The organism is Youngiibacter fragilis 232.1 (assembly GCF_000495435.3).
Taxonomy (GTDB): domain Bacteria; phylum Bacillota; class Clostridia; order Clostridiales; family Clostridiaceae; genus Youngiibacter; species Youngiibacter fragilis.
Map to the genome: position 1 here is coordinate 55,445 of NZ_AXUN02000223.1, position 15,481 is coordinate 70,925.

Sequence of the window (15,481 nt, forward strand, 5' to 3'; positions counted from 1 at the left end):
GATCCACATCTAGTAACATCTTAGAATAACCTGGCGCTCACATAATATTTTATCCATCTCACTTCAAATCAATCCTGAGACTTCTACCATTATATCACAATATTATATCTTGATTGGTTAAGTCGAAATAAATAAATGTATTTATATCACACTAATGCTAAGAAATGAAGACAACACAAAACCGCCTGCCGATTTTTCAATCGACAGGCGGTTTTATTCTGGTGGGACGTACAGGACTCGAACCTGTGACTTTCACCACGTCAAGATGACACTCTACCAGCTGAGTTAACGTCCCATGGTCACTGGAGCGGGTAAGGAGGATCGAACTCCCATTACCGGCTTGGGAAGCCGATGCTCTACCATTGAGCTATACCCGCAGGAGCACAAAGTTATTTTAACAAAATCCAGGGACTAAAGCAACATAAAAATGAACAACTGGCTGAATTTATTGGAATTAATTTCAAGAATCAAGGCTCCGGGCTGTTTTCCCGGAGCCTTATGCATTCAAATCATTTGAAATGGCCGCTACTGGTTCTTTCCGATAGTAAGCTTCAGATTGTCGCTTACCATGGCGATGAACTCGGAGTTTGTTGGCTTTGCCTTGTCAAGGATTATGTTGTAGCCGAAGATCCTGTTCATGTTGTCTATCTGGCCTCTTGACCATGCAACCTCTATGGAGTGCCTTATGGCCCTTTCAACCCTTGATGGCGTTGTGTTGAACTTCTTGCCTATCGCAGGGTACAGTTCCTTTGTGACTGCTGAAAGCAGCTCAAGGTCACCAATGACAAGCAGTATGGCTTCCCTCAGATACTGGTATCCCTTGATATGAGGAGGTATCCCCAGCTCCTGGAGTATGGATGAGACCTCTGATACAAGGTCAGCGCCTTCACCGATTTCAGTCTTCCTCTGGAATTTCTCTGCCGGTTCATAGTGCTGTTCAGTCTTTTCCTGCTTCTCCTCCATGTTGAAGAGGAGCTTTATCCTGCTTTTAAGGACCTTCATGTCAATGTCCTTGACCATGTAGTAGTCGGCACCAAGCTGGATTGCTGTCTGTGTTATCTTATCCTGGGCAATTGCCGAATATACAATGATCTTAGGCTTGTTATCCAGATTCTTGAGCTTTTCAAGGACACCAAGTCCGTCCAGCTGAGGCATTATGATATCAAGGAGAAGAAGATCCGGCTCCTTCTCCCTGACAATATCGATAGTCTCCAGTCCGTTTCTTGCGAGGCCTACCACATTTATCTCAGGATCCGTAGATAAGTATTCCCTTAGCAAATTGCTGATGTCCTTGTTGTCGTCAGCAATGACTACGCTGATTTTCTTTCCCATGTCATTGTCCCCTTATCAAGAATTTCGTATTATTTTTATTATAATTCAAAAATCATCCGATTTGTTATATTATTGCTAATTATCTGGAATTATTATTTTAATCCGAAATCCTGATTGAATTCATTTTTCATATTTCCGCTTAAGCTCATCCGATTTCCCGATGATGTCCCTGGCAGAGCTTACTGTTATATCCGAGATCACGCTGCCGCCGATCATCTTTGCAAGCTCCATTGCCTTCTCCTCATGATCAAGGCTTCTGACCCTTGTTATCGTCCTTCCGTCCTTCTCAAGCTTCTCGACTACAAAATGGTTGTCCGAGAATGCGGCTATCTGGGGCAGATGTGTAACGCAGAAGACCTGGAAGCCGTTTGAGAGCGAGTACATCTTTTCACCTACAGCTTCAGCCACCCTGCCGCTGATACCGGTGTCGATCTCATCGAAGATCACCGATGGAGTCCTGTCCTTGGCAATGAATGCCACCTTCATGGCGAGCATTATCCTCGAAAGTTCTCCGCCCGATACCACCTTTTCCAGAGGTTTCCTTGGTTCACCAAGGTTCGTGGAAATCAGGAAGCTGACCCTGTCCATTCCTGATTCGGTAAGGTTCCCTTCGTTAGCCACCTCTACGGAGAAGTCAGCCTTTTCAAGGCCGATGAACTTCATTTCGCTGTTTATCCGTTCAGAAAGAAGTCTTCCGCCTTCCTCCCTCTTAAGGGTGATGACTTTGCCAAGTTCCCTCAGAGAATCTTCAGTTTTAGCTATCGATCCCTTTATCTCCTCGATTATCGCTTCCTGGTTGACGATTTCATCAAGCTGCTTCCTGGATTCATCAAGGTGGCTGAGTACCGATCCGGTATCCCTTCCATACTTCTTCTTGAGGTTCTCGTACGTATGCAGCCTCTGGTTGACCTGCTCCAGCTCATCAGCATCGAAATATATCTCCTGGTTGAGCCTTTCAAGGTCCCTCGCCACTTCCTCCATCGAATAGAAGGCTTCTTCAAGTCCCCTGTGGGCTCCTCCTGCTTTCTCTATGATCTTCGCTACTGAGCCGAGGCTCTTGAGGGCCAGACGGCACCTGTCAAGGGCCCCGTCTTCACCGTCGAGCAGTTCAAGCGCTCCGCCAAGGCCAGTCGAAAGCTTCTCGGCATTGACAAGCATGAGCAGCTTCTCATCAAGATCCTTCTCCTCATCGATGCTTAGCCTCGCATCCTCGATATCCTTGATCTGGTAGGCAAGGTAGTCAAGGAGCCTTTCCCTGTCCTTGCCGCCCTTCATGGATGAAAGCCTTGCCCTCAGGTTAACTAGCTCATTGTACCTTTCGGTATATGCGATATAACCAGGTTCCTTATCCATTCCTGTGTAGCTGTCTAGGTACTCAAGGTGCCTTGCCGTGTCGAGGAGGTTCTGGTTGTTGTGCTGGCCATGTATGTCCAGAAGTTCCCTTCCGATTTCCTTGAGCTGACCCACAAGTACTGTCCTGCCGTTGACCCTCGCGGTGTTCTTGCCCGAGGTGAAGGTCTCCCTTGATACTACGATTTCATCCTCAAAAGGTATTCCCGTGGCTTCAAGTACAGGTTTCACCCCTTCGGTCACGGAAAAGACAGCCTCAACAAAAGCGCTGTCAGCTCCAGTCCTTATCGCGTCCCTTGCGAACTTCCCTCCGAGCACAAAGCTTATGGAATCTATGAGTATGGATTTTCCTGCTCCGGTTTCACCGGTCAGGATGGTATAGCCGGTGTCAAAAGATATGTCAAGACTGTCGATCAGAGCAAAATTCCTAACATTCAGCTGAATCAGCATTCTATTTCCTCATCATTGAACTTATCTTCTCAACGAGGTCCCTCGCCTTCTCGACAGTCCTTACCAGGATGAATATCGTGTTGTCTCCGGCGATAGTTCCCGCGATCTCTGTCAGGTCAAGCTGGTCGATCGCTTCTGCGGCTGCAGAGGCGGACGCGGTTATTGTCTTTACGATTACGAACTTATCGAGTGACTCGACTGAGACTACCGTCTGTTCGAGGATTGACACGAGCTTCTCACCCATATCCTTGCCTTCGTCCCTTGAGATGACATACTTGTACCTGCCCTTTGAGTTCAGCATCTTAACGAGCTGCAGGTTCTTGATGTCCCTTGATACCGTAGCCTGGGTGACGTTGAAGCCAAGTCTTCTCAGCTCCTCAGCCAGTTCCTCCTGTGTCTCGATGTCCTTGTTAGATACGATTTCCAAAATCCTTGATCTTCTGTCCGTTTTCAAATTATTCCCCCCTGTTAATATCCATTGCCTTATATAATATCTTCTTTCTAAGTACGCTGAAGTAGTCGTAGTCCGCAAGCCTCAAGACCTTGCACGGGAACGGCGCCTTGCCGATCCTTATCGTCACATCCTCATTGAGGACCTCATGCTCCTGTCCGTCGACGGAAAGGTAGTATTCAGCCTCATCCATGTCAACCCTTACCTCCACCTCCTGGGTGCTGTTAAGCACCAGGTTCCTGACCCCGTAGGTATGGGGACAGATGGCTGTGATGCAGATGGCATCAGCCGTAGGGTATACTATCGGTCCGCCTGCAGAAAGGTTGTAGGCAGTGGAGCCCGTTGGAGTGCTCACTATTATCCCGTCGCCCCTGTACCTTGTGCAGAAGTCCATGTCAACAAAAAGCTCGAAGTCCAGTATGTTGCTTAGCGCTCCCTTTGAGACCACTATGTCGTTAAGTGCCACATAGCTCTTCGTGATGCCGTCATTCTCGAACGAGCACTCGAGCATCATCCTTTCCTCTATGGAAAAGCTGCCGGCTTCTATGTTCTCAATCGCCTTCCTAAGGTCCTTGATCTCAGCTCCGGTCATGAAGCCTACCGTGCCTATATTCAGTCCCAGGATCGGAAGACCATGCCTGGATGCTATCCTGGCTGCAGAAAGGAGGGTCCCGTCTCCTCCAAGTACTATCAGCAGATCCTGGCCGCATATGTCCTCAGCTCCCGTGACCTTGCTGATCCTGACATCTGCAAGCACCTCCCTGAGTATCCTCACGGTCTCGGCCTCGTATATGCCTTCCGGATCCTTTCTCTTGTTGTTGTAAATACCGATGTTCTTCATGCAACGCCTCCATGACAGGTCATAAGGAATGTGCTCCGTCAACTACCTTAGTTATAGCTTCATCCGCATCGAAGGCTACGCCCTTGTCCATCTTTCCGAAATAGATGAGGAATTCCACGTTGCCTTCGGGGCCCTTGATCGGTGAGAAGTCCAGTCCGTATATGTGGCAGCCCGTTCCGGATATGAAGGTACATATCTTTCTTATGACTTCCTCGTGGACCTTCCTGTCCTTGACAACGCCATGCTTCCCGACCTGTTCCCTTCCAGCCTCGAACTGAGGCTTGATGAGGGCTACCATGGTACCAGTCTCCTTCATAAGCGCAAGGGCAGGAGGTATTATCTTCATTATCGAGATGAACGATACATCAGTAGCTGCAAAATCAATCTCATCCGGAATGTCCTCCCTTGTCGCATACCTGAAGTTCATCCTCTCCAGGCATACTACCCTGGGGTCAGTCCTCAGCTTCCAGGCGAACTGCCCGTAGCCCACATCCACAGAGTATACCTTTGCGGCTCCTCTCTGAAGGCACACATCGGTGAAGCCTCCCGTCGATGCCCCTATATCAAGGCAGGTAAGCCCCTGAAGGTCTATACCGAAGGCCGTCACTGCCTTGTCAAGCTTGTAGCCTCCCCTTGAGACAAAGGGCATCTTCTCACCCCTGAACTCGAAGACGGACTCAGTGTCATATTTGCCGCCAGGCTTGTCGGCCTTCATCCCGTCCGCATAGACCTTTCCGGTCATTATGGCAGCCCTTGCCTTTTCACGGGTCTCGAAGAGTCCCTTGTCGACAAGTATGGTATCAAGTCTCTCCTTACTCATCGCAATCACCCTCACATAGCCTTTCAGCGATCTTCCTTACAACTGAATCAGTATCCAGGCCGTAATGCCTGTATAGCGATTCAGGGTCTCCCTGGACAACGAATGTATCCCTGAAGCCAAACCTTATCACCTTCGCCGGCAGTCCCATGTCGTTTGCAGCCTCGAGGACCTGGGATCCCAGCCCACCGTGGACCATGTTGTCCTCAAGTGTGACTATCGCCTTATTCTCCTCACTGTGTTTCCTTATCATTTCTACATCGACCGGCTTGATGAAGCAGGCATTGACTATACCGAACCTCAGGCCTCTGCCCTCAAGCCCCTTCACAACCGCCTCTGCCCTCTGCACCATCTTTCCAGTGGCATAGATGTATCCGTCGATGCCTTCTGAAATGACCTCAAACTTTCCAGGTGTGAACATGGCAAGCGCCTCCGGCTCAAACCCGGCAGGGTCCCCGCCTCTTGGGTACCTAATGGCAAGCGGTCCGTTAAAGGTTTCTGACCACATAACCATGTTATGAAGCTCCTCAAGTGATTTGGGCGCCATTATCGTAAGGTTCGGGACAGCACTCAGGAACGACAGGTCCAGTATCCCCTGATGGGTCTCCCCGTCGTCACCGACTATGCCAGCCCTGTCAATACCGATGACTACGGGCAGGTTCTGTATGCATATGTCATGTATCACCTGGTCGTATGCCCTCTGCAGGAATGTGGAGTATATCCCTATGTAGGGTTTCATGCCAGCTACAGCAAGTCCTGCGGCAAGCGTCGCAGCGTGCTGCTCGGCAATCCCCACGTCGAAGAACCTTGACGGGAACTCCTTCTTGAATGCTGAAAGCCCTGTCCCATCCGGCATTGCCGCAGTTATGGCACACACCTTTCCATTCTTTCTGCCAAGCTCCGTCACCGCTTCACCGAAAACCTTTGAGTAGGTCACCTTGACCTTCGACACTACCTCTCCGTTCTGCTTGTTGAACGGGGCGATACCGTGGAACTGGTCCGGCCTCTTCTCAGATGCGACATAGCCCCTGCCCTTCTGCGTCCTGACATGCACTATCACAGGACCGTTGAAGTCCCTCGCTACCTTCAGGACCTTGCTCATGTCCTTTATGTTGTGGCCGTCCACCGGCCCAAGGTATTTCAGCCCCATATCCTCGAACAGCATTCCGGGAACAAGCATTGTCTTGACGCTGTTCTTAAGCCTCATCATCCCTGTGTTGAGCGTCCTTCCCATGGGCATCCTGTCTATGGTGTCCTGTATGTCCTTCTTGACCTTCTCGTAATAGTTGTCACCCCGAAGCTGCGAAAGGTAGGTGCTTATCCCGCCTACGTTCCTCGATATGGACATCTGGTTGTCGTTAAGGACTATCACCATCCTTGTCTTTGAAAATCCCAGGTCATTCAGTGCTTCAAAGGCCATTCCGCCTGTAAGGGCTCCGTCTCCGATGACAGATATGACGTTGTAGTCGTCACCTGCGATGTCCCTTGCCCTGGCATAGCCGAGTCCTGCACTTATGGAGGTGCTGGAATGTCCTGTGTCAAAGGCGTCATACCTTGATTCGTCCCTTTTGGGGAATCCGCTCAGTCCTTTGTATTTCCTCAGCTTCGCAAACTCATCGAGCCTGTGCGTAAGCATCTTGTGCACATAGCTCTGGTGTCCCACATCGTATATTATCCTGTCCTTTTCAAGGTCGAAGACGTTGAAGAGGGCTACGGTGAGCTCGACAACTCCAAGATTCGGGGCAAGATGTCCACCTGTCTTGGATACCGATTCGATAAGGAATGCCCTTATCTCGTCTGAAAGCTGGTAAAGCTCATCCATGGTCAGTTCTTTGATGTCTTCAGGATTCCTGTATCTGTCCCTCAATATACCCATTTGAATTCTTCCTTACTAACGATTTCTTTGAAGAAGCGCCAGGCACATCTCCCACAGCTGTGCCGTATCCCTGTCAAGACCCTTAAGGATGCCAAGGCACTCCCCGGTAAGACCTTTTGCCATCTCTTCGCTCTTTTCAAGGCCGAAAAGTGAGACGTATGTGGTTTTTCCGCTGGTCTCATCCTTGCCTGGAGTCTTGCCAAGCACCTCTTTCGTAGATGTGGTGTCAAGGATGTCATCCTTGATCTGGAATGCAAGGCCTAACTTAAGTCCAAGGTCCCTCATGGCCTTCCGTTCATCCTCGCCTGCCCCGAAAAGCACAGCAGGTGCTTCAAGGGAAGCTGCAATGAGCATTCCGGTCTTGAGCTCGTGACAGCCCCTGAGCTCATCAAAGCTTGCTGCCCTTCCTTCGTTCTCCAGGTCCCTCACCTGACCTTCGACCATTCCTTCCCTGCCCGCCGCAAGGGATACGACCAGTGCCGCTTCAGCCCCTCTGGATCCTGATTTCAGCGCGCTCCTTATGAGCAGGCTGTGAGCCTCATTTAGGAGGGCGTCACCTGCAAGGATAGCCATCGCTTCACCGAAAACCTTGTGGTTCGTAGGCTTTCCTCTCCTCAGGTCGTCATTGTCCATTGCCGGGAGGTCGTCATGTATAAGGGAATAGGTGTGTATCATCTCGATTGCCATTGCAATTGGCATCGCTTCCTCGACGCTTCCACCGAACATCTCCGCGGAAATAAGAGCCATGACCGGCCTTATCCTCTTCCCACCGAGCAGAGCGCTGTAAGCCATCGCCCTGGCAAGCTTTCCATCGCCCAGACCATTGAAATATTCCTCCAGGCTCTGGTCTACAAGAACCTTGTATTCATCAAGCTCCCTCAAAGTTCTTCTCACCGTCCTCTTCCATTATCCTGACCCTCTCCTCAGCCTTCTCCAGGATGACGAGAAGCTCCCCGGACAGCTTCACTCCGAGCTCATACTTTTCAATGGCCTCTTCAAGCGGCAGCCCGCCGTTCTCAAGCTCCTTTATTGCAGCATCGAGTTCTTCCATGATCTCCTTGTAGGTCCTCTTCTTCTTGGCCATATCTACCTCTCAATCTCAAGGGTCCTTTCTCCGTTACAGAGCCTTACCCTGATACTATTCTGAAGATCCAGTTCCTCTACCGCTTTCAGTATTCTGCCGTTTTCACCGTACACTATCGCATAGCCTCTTCCGAGAACCCCGAGGGGGCTGTGGGCATGAAGCAGGTCCGATTTACTGACAAGGCTGTCCCTTTCGTTAAGAAGCCTTGCTGCTATCAGATGCCTCATTCGCTCCTTCTTTTCTGAGAGCCTCAGCAGTTCATTGGCGACGATAGTCGCTGGATTGTTCCTCGAAAGCGCCCTTATCCTCGCATCCAGCCTCTCCCTTGAGAGCTCTAGAAGCGAATATGCCGATGACTTCAGCCTGAAGCGCATCACTTCATGTTTCCTCTCCATCTCCTTCAGTGACGGCACTACAATCTCCGCCGCCTGTGAAGGGGTGGCAGCCCTCATGTCGGCAGCGAAGTCAGCAATAGTGTAATCCACCTCGTGACCGATACCGGTTACTACAGGGACCGGTGACCTCCTTATTGCCCTTGCAAGGTTCTCATCATTGAATGAGAAAAGGTCCTCGAATGAGCCTCCGCCCCTCGCAATTATTATGACGTCATAGCCGCCTTCCTTTTCAACAGCCTCAAGGGCCCTTATCACACTTGCTGCAGAGCCTTCACCCTGTACCTGGGCAGGAAATATGGTCAATGAAACCTTCCTGTTCCTCTTTGCAGCCACATTGATGATGTCCTGGACCGCCGCACCCGTCCTTGAGGTCACGACAGCCACCTTGTCAGGATATTCAGGTATGTCCCGCTTTGCAGAGGCATCGAAGATCCCTTCCTTTGCAAGCAGGGCCTTTATCCTCTCGAACTCAAGGTGCAGGTCTCCAAGCCCGGTTTCCTGCATTGAAGCCGCATACAGCTGGTATGAGCCTTCCTTGACGTATACGCTTACACGCCCGCTGCAGATCGCCTTCATCCCGTCCTTAGGCCTGAATTTGAGGCTTTGCGCCTCTCCCCTGAACATGACGCAGTTTATCTTGGAATTTTCATCCTTGAGGGAAAAATAAAGGTGCCCTGAGCTGTGAGCCTTGAAATTGGATATCTCACCGGCAACCATGACGTTACCGAGTATGAAGTCATTGTCGAAATTCCTTTTGACATATGTGTTGAGGTCGGATACCGACATCGTCCGAAGCTTCATCAGAGCACCTTTTCAGCGCATTCCACAAGATTTCTCATAAGCAGCACCGTAGTCAGCATTCCGACTCCGCCTGGGACCTTCGTTGCCATGGAGGCTTTTCCCATGATCTTCTCAAGGTCGACGTCACCTGTGATCCTGCCTTCAAATTCGGATGTCCCCACGTCTATCACGCAAGCACCCTCCCGGATATATGTATCATCGACCATGAGAGGCTTGCCCACGGCAGCAACCACCACATCCCCTGACCTGGTAACCTCCTTAAGGTCACTGGTCCTTGAATGACAGACAGTCACAGTCATGTGTTCCCTGAGGAGAAGCTGGATGATAGGCTTACCGACTATGTTGGACCTTCCTACGATAACTGCATGAAGACCCTTGAGCTCCTTAAGGCTGGCCTTGAGGATTTCAAGCACGCTTTCAGGTGTGCAGGGAGCAACCCCTCCAGACGTTGAAGCCACAAGGCCTATGTTGACGGGATTAACACCGTCCACGTCCTTTGAAGGGTCTATCGCCATAGCCACCTTCCCTTCGCTTATCCCTTTCGGAAGAGGAAGAAGCACCATTATCCCATGGACGCTTCCGTCATCATTAAGGTCCCTTATGGTCCTCAGGAGTTCCTCTTCGGAAGTGTCTTCCGGAAGCACCAGCTTAAGCATCTCGGCTCCGATGGAGTCGCATGCCTTCTTCTGGCTGGCCATGTAGTATTCGGATCCGGGGTCATTCCCGACAAGGATAGTCGCAAGGGTAGGTATCCCCTTACCTCTGTCCCTGAGGACTGCAACCCTTACCTTCAGGTCTTCCCTTACCCTCTGGGCTATGCTCTTCACATCGATTATCTCTGTCACCTAAGTTCCTCCTCAAGCCTTCACTATCTTGTCAAGTATCCCGTTGATGAATGCAGCTGACTGCTCATCCGAATACTTCTTCGAGATCTCAACAGCCTCATTGATGGATACATTGTTCGGTATGCTGTCCTCATGCTTTATCTCATAAAGGGCTACCCTGAGTATGCTGAGGTTTATCTTGGAAACCCTTGAAAGCTTCCACTTCACAAGGTTAGCCTCTATAAGCGCATCCAGCTCCTCACGCTTCTCCATTACGCCGCCGACGACCCTCATCACATAATCCCTGTCAGCTTCCTCAAGTTCACCGTACTCCTCGAAGTAATCCGCAACAAGCTCCACGGGATCCTTGTCGTTGATCGTGCTCTGATACACGATCTCCATGGCTATCTCTCTTGACCTCTTCTCTTTTTCTCTAATGCTCATAACTAAGGGCCTGTAGCCCCCTCCTTTGATAATTTAAGTCCGCTTCAAAAAACCCTCTGTGACCAGAGGGCTTCCTGTTACTTTTCCTTGGGTTCCTGTTCTTTTCCTTTGACATGGATGTTGTTCACGAATATATTGACCGCTGATACCTTGAGCCCCGTTATGGCCTCAACTGTCGTCAGCACGTTCTCCTGAACCTTCTCCACCACTTCAGGGATCCTGAAGCCATACTCGACTGAAAGTATCATGTCGATTATCGCATCCTTCTCGCCAACCGTCACCTTGACGCCCTTTGTCACGTTGCGCTTGCCTGTGACAACCTGTGTTATTCCGCCTGTCAGGGTTGCCGATAGCCCTGCGACTCCCTTGATCTCGCTTGCTGCTATCCCAGCAATTACTCCGACCACATCCTCTGATATCTTAACCACGCCCTGGCCGTAGGTGTTCTTTGCCTTTTCGCTCATTTTCATCCTCCTGACTTCAAGAACTGCTTAGAATCATTATATCAAAAGGACAAATCAAATACAATTGAACGGGCTATAATTATGCATAACTCCATGCATATTCATATTAAAATAAGAAACCCATAAGAATGATTTCCATTCCTACAGGTTCCCTGATTGATTTCCTTACTGCTTTCCGTAGTAGGCGTTCATGTACATTTCCTTTATTTCTGATATGAGCGGATATCTCGGATTTGCTCCCGTGCACTGGTCATCAAAGGCCTGCACGCACATCTCGTCAATGTTCCCGAAAAAGTCCGTTTCCTTGACTCCGGCTTCCTTTAAAGTCATAGGCAGGTCGACCTTTCTCTTCAGGTCGTCTATGGCAGCTATGAGGCTCTCTATCTTTTCGTCATCGTTTGTTCCCGGAAGTCCCAGGTAATCTGCGATCCTCGCATACCTGAACTTGATGTTCGGGTATTTGAACTGAGGGAAGGCAGCCTGCTTTCTCGGGTTCTCGACCGCATTGAACCTTATGACCTCATCGATAAGAAGGCTGTTTGCGACTCCATGGGGTATGTGGTGGTATGCACCAAGCTTGTGGGCCATTGAGTGGCACACTCCGAGGAAAGCGTTGGCGAATGCCATTCCGGCCATCGTCGATGCGTGGGCCATCTTCTCCCTCGCCTTGATATTGGTCCTTCCTTCCGTGTAGCACAGCGGCAGGTACTTGAATATGAGCCTTATCGACTCCATGGCCAGGGCATTGGTGTACTCCGAGGCCAGAACCGACACGTATGCCTCCAGCGCGTGGGTCAGGGCATCTATTCCTGATGCTGCCGTAAGGCCCTTTGGCATTTCCATCATGAGCTCTGCATCCACTATCGCCATGTCAGGGGTAAGCTCGTAGTCAGCCAGCGGGTATTTGATGCCTGTGGCTTCATCAGTGATAACAGCGAATGGGGTGACCTCCGACCCTGTTCCGGCGGATGTGGGGATTGCTATGAACATCGCCTTCTCGCCAAGTTTCGGGAACGCATAGATCCTCTTCCTGATATCCATGAACCTCATGGCCAGGTCCTCGAACCTTACCTCAGGATGCTCGTACATGGTCCACATAATCTTTGCGGCATCCATTGGAGATCCTCCTCCTACAGCAATGATCACATCGGGATTGAAGTTCCTCATCTCCTCCGCTCCCTTCCTTGCGCAGGCAAGGGTAGGGTCCGGCTCCACATCGAAGAACACCTTGTAGTCAATCCCTGAATCGCCCAGTATCTTTGCTATCCTGTCGCAGTAGCCAAGGCTGTAAAGCACCTTGTCAGTGACTATGAAGGCCTTTTTCTTCTTCATGCCCTTGAGCTCAAGAAGGGCAGTACCAATCGCACCGGACTTGAAGTATATCTTTTCAGGCACCCTGAACCAAAGCATGTTCTCTCTCCTCTCCGCTACCGACTTGACGTTCATGAGATGCTTGACTCCCACATTTTCACTAATGGAATTTCCGCCCCAGCTTCCGCAGCCAAGGGTGAGTGAAGGCGCAAGCCTGAAGTTGTATATGTCACCTATCGCGCCCTGCGATGAAGGCATGTTTATTATGGTCCTTCCTGTCTTCATCCTAGCTCCGAATGCATTGACCCTGTCCTTCATCTTTACCTGGTCTGTATAAAGAACCGAGGTATGACCGAATCCGCCGAGCCTTACCAGCCTGTCTGCCTTGTCCAGCGCTTCAGCGAAGGTACTGACCCTGTACATTCCAAGGACAGGTGAAAGCTTCTCGTGCGAGAATGCCTCCTCAAGCTCTACAGACTCCACTTCACCGATAAGCACCTTCGCATCCTCAGGGACTGTAAGTCCTGCTAATCTTGCGATCTTTGCGGCACTCTGTCCAACGATATCCGCATTGAGCGCTCCATTTTTGAGGATGACCCCCCTGACCGCCTCTGTCTCTTCTGCGTTCAGGATATATGCGCCCCTTTCCAGGAATTCTCTCCTTACCTCATCGTAAACCTCATCCATGACGATGACCGTCTGCTCTGATGCGCAGATCACCCCATTGTCGAAGGTCTTGGATAGCAGTATCGATGATACCGCCATCTTCACGTGGGCAGTCTCGTCGATTATCGCAGGTGTGTTTCCAGCGCCTACTCCGATAGCCGGTCTTCCTGATGAATACGCAGCCCTTACCATTCCAGGCCCACCTGTCGCAAGGATAATATCCGCTTCCTTCATTACAGCCTGTGACAGCTCAACAGAAGGCTCATCTATCCATCCTATAATCCCTTCAGGTGCACCCGCCTTGACAGCAGCCTCAAGCACTATCCTTGCAGCCTCAACTGTGGATCTCTTCGCCCTCGGATGCGGGGAGAATATTATCCCGTTCCTTGTCTTAAGCGCTAAAAGCGCCTTGAATATGGCAGTTGATGTAGGGTTGGTTGTCGGAACTATGGCTGCAACAACACCAATCGGCTCCGCGACCTTCATTATGCCGAAGGACTCATCCTTTTCAATCACTCCGCAGGTCTTCTCATCCTTGTATTGGTTGTATATGTATTCAGAGGCGAACTGGTTCTTTATGACCTTGTCCTCCACAATTCCCATTCCCGTCTCCTCGACCGTCATCTGGGCAAGCCTTATCCTTGCATTGCTTGCAGCAAGCGCAGCCATCCTGAAGATCTCGTCGACCTGCTCCTGTGTATACGTAGAGTATTTCCTCTGTGCTTCCCTGACTTCTTCAAACTTAGAGATAAGTTCAGTTACATTTCCAACAGTCTTCATTTTCTCTCCGCCTTTGTTAATTATTTATCACATTGTCATTGTAACAACTCATTACCCAGGAGTCAAGATTTATTGTTAAATTTTTAATTATTTTATTTCATGATGACTCTTTTGTATGTAAACGTAGTCATTATTGATGATTCAATAATGTACAATCCCTATGTCTTCATTAAAAATTCTAAAATCAACATGATTTGCACCGTTTTTCGTTTCTTTTTTAACAATCATCAGCGCAACAATGCCCTGCATGAGCAGGGCTAAATGCTTTGTACTGTTTCATTTTGAAAGGAGATATGCCTCTTCAATGAGTCCTCTTACCTCATCGTCAATGTCTCGAGCATCACTGATAATAATGTGGGTTGTCCATCTGCCTGGATACGGTTCTACCGCTTCAGCAATCCTCAGGGAATCAGCCTTCCTTCTAAGGGACAGGGTAAGTACAAGGCAGCCTTCAGGCCGCCCCTTACCTGTGTGGACAGGCATCCAGACCCATGCGAATTTTCTCCTTGTCCCGAATGATATCTGTGATTTGCCCATCTGCTCGTTTGAATCTCCAAAAGCCCCTATCGCTTCCCTTATGCAGCAGAACAGGCTGACCCTGCCCTCGTCAGCCCTGAAGAACCTGTGCAGTGAATCAGCTGAAAGCATGTCCATAAATCCCTCCGCATTGAATGACAAAGCCGGCAGAGGGTCACCCCTTTGCCGGCTTTCATAAAGGGCTTATACCCTTTCCATGTACTCTCCAGTTCTTGTATCTACCCTTATGGCATCCCCTTCGTTGATGAAGAATGGAACCATAACCTGTGCTCCGGTCTCAACGATAGCAGGCTTAAGTGCATTTGTAGCCGTGTTGCCCTTTACGCCGGGCTCTGTCTCGGTGATTACAAGCTCGACGAAGTTAGGTGCTTCAACTGAGAATGCATCTCCCTTGTAGAACTTGATGACTGCGAAGTTGTTTTCCTTCAGGAACTTTATCGCATCTTCAACCTTCTCATAGTTGAGAGGAATCTGCTCGTAGGTTTCCTGGTCCATGAAGTAGTACAGCTCTCCGTCATTGTAGAGATACTGCATTTCCTTTCTCTCGATTACAGCCTCCTGAAGCTTTGTAGTCGGATTGAAGGTGGTGTCTGTGGTTCCGCCGGAGATTACATTCCTGAGCTTTGTCCTTACGAATGCAGCTCCCTTTCCTGGCTTGACATGAAGAAAGTCAAGTACTACGAATACCTGTCCGTCCTGCTCGAAGGTTGTGCCTTTTCTCAATTCACTTGCTGATATCATTGTTTTCCCTCCAAATAATCTAACAAAGCCCCTCTTTGGGACCTGTGCGGGCATTTTGCCCACCTTGGTCATGGGGCTTGTCAACCTAAGTCTTTCCGATGCTATAGGCCGATCATGCACTCACAACCTTGGAAGGCTCCGGGCATCATGTACCATTTCGCAATTTACCAAGGATATTCTATCAGAAAGGAGGTACATTTGCAATTGCCAATTATAGGGACAATTATAGGTTGTTTTCATGCTGAATTGATAAAGTAAATTCAACCCAATAAAAAACATTAGTAGAAATTACTATGGCAAAGTGGGAAGTGGAAGTT

At 49.7% G+C, this 15,481-nt stretch carries 15 protein-coding genes and 2 tRNA genes; all 17 read right to left on the bottom strand.

The features are described 5' to 3' along the window. Positions 1-219: 219 nt before the first annotated feature. Positions 220-295 (bottom strand) — tRNA-Val (locus T472_RS17810). An 8-nt stretch (positions 296-303) separates the two neighbouring features. Next, positions 304-377, bottom strand: a tRNA-Gly gene (locus tag T472_RS17815). A 148-nt stretch (positions 378-525) separates the two neighbouring features. Continuing rightward, a complete protein-coding gene (gene spo0A, locus T472_RS17820; RefSeq protein ID WP_023388287.1) occupies positions 526-1,332 on the bottom strand; it encodes a sporulation transcription factor Spo0A in 807 nt (268 codons plus the stop codon). Between the two features lie 120 nt (positions 1,333-1,452). Further along, positions 1,453-3,132 (bottom strand): DNA repair protein RecN, encoded by a 1,680-nt coding sequence (gene recN, locus T472_RS17825; RefSeq protein WP_023388286.1) that lies wholly within the window; start codon positions 3,130-3,132, stop codon positions 1,453-1,455. A 1-nt stretch (position 3,133) separates the two neighbouring features. Further along, entirely contained in the window at positions 3,134-3,586 is a 453-nt protein-coding gene (locus T472_RS17830; protein ID WP_023388285.1) for an arginine repressor, read from the bottom strand. 1 nt (position 3,587) lies between these two features. Further along, positions 3,588-4,424 (bottom strand): NAD(+)/NADH kinase, encoded by an 837-nt coding sequence (locus tag T472_RS17835; protein WP_023388284.1) that lies wholly within the window; start codon positions 4,422-4,424, stop codon positions 3,588-3,590. Positions 4,425-4,443: 19 nt separating this feature from the next. Then, entirely contained in the window at positions 4,444-5,250 is an 807-nt protein-coding gene (locus T472_RS17840; RefSeq protein WP_040908161.1) for a TlyA family RNA methyltransferase, read from the bottom strand. Continuing rightward, positions 5,237-7,117 carry a 1-deoxy-D-xylulose-5-phosphate synthase gene (gene dxs / locus T472_RS17845; protein ID WP_023388282.1) on the bottom strand — a complete coding sequence of 627 codons (1,881 nt, stop codon included), beginning with the start codon at positions 7,115-7,117 and terminating at the stop codon, positions 5,237-5,239. The genes T472_RS17840 and dxs overlap by 14 nt, the downstream gene beginning before the upstream one ends. A gap of 15 nt (positions 7,118-7,132) precedes the next feature. Then, entirely contained in the window at positions 7,133-8,011 is an 879-nt protein-coding gene (locus T472_RS17850) for a polyprenyl synthetase family protein (protein ID WP_242864830.1), read from the bottom strand. After that, positions 7,986-8,201: an exodeoxyribonuclease VII small subunit gene (gene xseB / locus T472_RS17855; protein WP_023388280.1), complete on the bottom strand. Its 216-nt coding sequence runs from the start codon at positions 8,199-8,201 to the stop codon at positions 7,986-7,988. Before xseB ends, T472_RS17850 begins: the two co-directional genes overlap by 26 nt. Positions 8,202-8,203: 2 nt before the next feature. Next, a complete protein-coding gene (xseA, locus tag T472_RS17860) occupies positions 8,204-9,397 on the bottom strand; it encodes an exodeoxyribonuclease VII large subunit (protein WP_023388279.1) in 1,194 nt (397 codons plus the stop codon). Then, the gene (locus T472_RS17865; RefSeq protein ID WP_023388278.1) at positions 9,397-10,242 is read right to left on the bottom strand and encodes a bifunctional 5,10-methylenetetrahydrofolate dehydrogenase/5,10-methenyltetrahydrofolate cyclohydrolase; all 846 of its coding nucleotides are present in this window, start codon (positions 10,240-10,242) and stop codon (positions 9,397-9,399) included. Before T472_RS17865 ends, xseA begins: the two co-directional genes overlap by 1 nt. Before the next feature lie 12 nt (positions 10,243-10,254). Then, a complete protein-coding gene (nusB, locus tag T472_RS17870) occupies positions 10,255-10,665 on the bottom strand; it encodes a transcription antitermination factor NusB (protein ID WP_023388277.1) in 411 nt (136 codons plus the stop codon). Between the two features lie 77 nt (positions 10,666-10,742). After that, positions 10,743-11,129: an Asp23/Gls24 family envelope stress response protein gene (locus T472_RS17875; protein ID WP_040908144.1), complete on the bottom strand. Its 387-nt coding sequence runs from the start codon at positions 11,127-11,129 to the stop codon at positions 10,743-10,745. Positions 11,130-11,294: 165 nt separating this feature from the next. Next, entirely contained in the window at positions 11,295-13,886 is a 2,592-nt protein-coding gene (adhE, locus tag T472_RS17880) for a bifunctional acetaldehyde-CoA/alcohol dehydrogenase (RefSeq protein WP_023388276.1), read from the bottom strand. Positions 13,887-14,162: 276 nt separating this feature from the next. Further along, positions 14,163-14,540: a DUF5655 domain-containing protein gene (locus T472_RS17885; protein ID WP_023388275.1), complete on the bottom strand. Its 378-nt coding sequence runs from the start codon at positions 14,538-14,540 to the stop codon at positions 14,163-14,165. 66 nt (positions 14,541-14,606) lie between these two features. Beyond that, positions 14,607-15,164 carry an elongation factor P gene (gene efp, locus T472_RS17890; protein ID WP_023388274.1) on the bottom strand — a complete coding sequence of 186 codons (558 nt, stop codon included), beginning with the start codon at positions 15,162-15,164 and terminating at the stop codon, positions 14,607-14,609. Between the last annotated feature and the right edge of the window lie 317 nt (positions 15,165-15,481).

Excerpts from the sequence above, each read along its gene's own strand:
- dxs (WP_023388282.1), bottom strand. The coding sequence starts at position 7,117 with ATGGGTATATTGAGGGACAGATACAGGAATCCTGAAGACATCAAAGAA.
- adhE (WP_023388276.1), bottom strand. The coding sequence starts at position 13,886 with ATGAAGACTGTTGGAAATGTAACTGAACTTATCTCTAAGTTTGAAGAA.
- T472_RS17835 (WP_023388284.1), bottom strand. The coding sequence starts at position 4,424 with ATGAAGAACATCGGTATTTACAACAACAAGAGAAAGGATCCGGAAGGC.
- recN (WP_023388286.1), bottom strand. The coding sequence starts at position 3,132 with ATGCTGATTCAGCTGAATGTTAGGAATTTTGCTCTGATCGACAGTCTT.
- T472_RS17885 (WP_023388275.1), bottom strand. The coding sequence starts at position 14,540 with ATGGACATGCTTTCAGCTGATTCACTGCACAGGTTCTTCAGGGCTGAC.
- xseB (WP_023388280.1), bottom strand. The coding sequence starts at position 8,201 with ATGGCCAAGAAGAAGAGGACCTACAAGGAGATCATGGAAGAACTCGAT.
- xseA (WP_023388279.1), bottom strand. The coding sequence starts at position 9,397 with ATGAAGCTTCGGACGATGTCGGTATCCGACCTCAACACATATGTCAAA.
- efp (WP_023388274.1), bottom strand. The coding sequence starts at position 15,164 with ATGATATCAGCAAGTGAATTGAGAAAAGGCACAACCTTCGAGCAGGAC.
- T472_RS17875 (WP_040908144.1), bottom strand. The coding sequence starts at position 11,129 with ATGAGCGAAAAGGCAAAGAACACCTACGGCCAGGGCGTGGTTAAGATA.
- spo0A (WP_023388287.1), bottom strand. The coding sequence starts at position 1,332 with ATGGGAAAGAAAATCAGCGTAGTCATTGCTGACGACAACAAGGACATC.
- nusB (WP_023388277.1), bottom strand. The coding sequence starts at position 10,665 with ATGAGCATTAGAGAAAAAGAGAAGAGGTCAAGAGAGATAGCCATGGAG.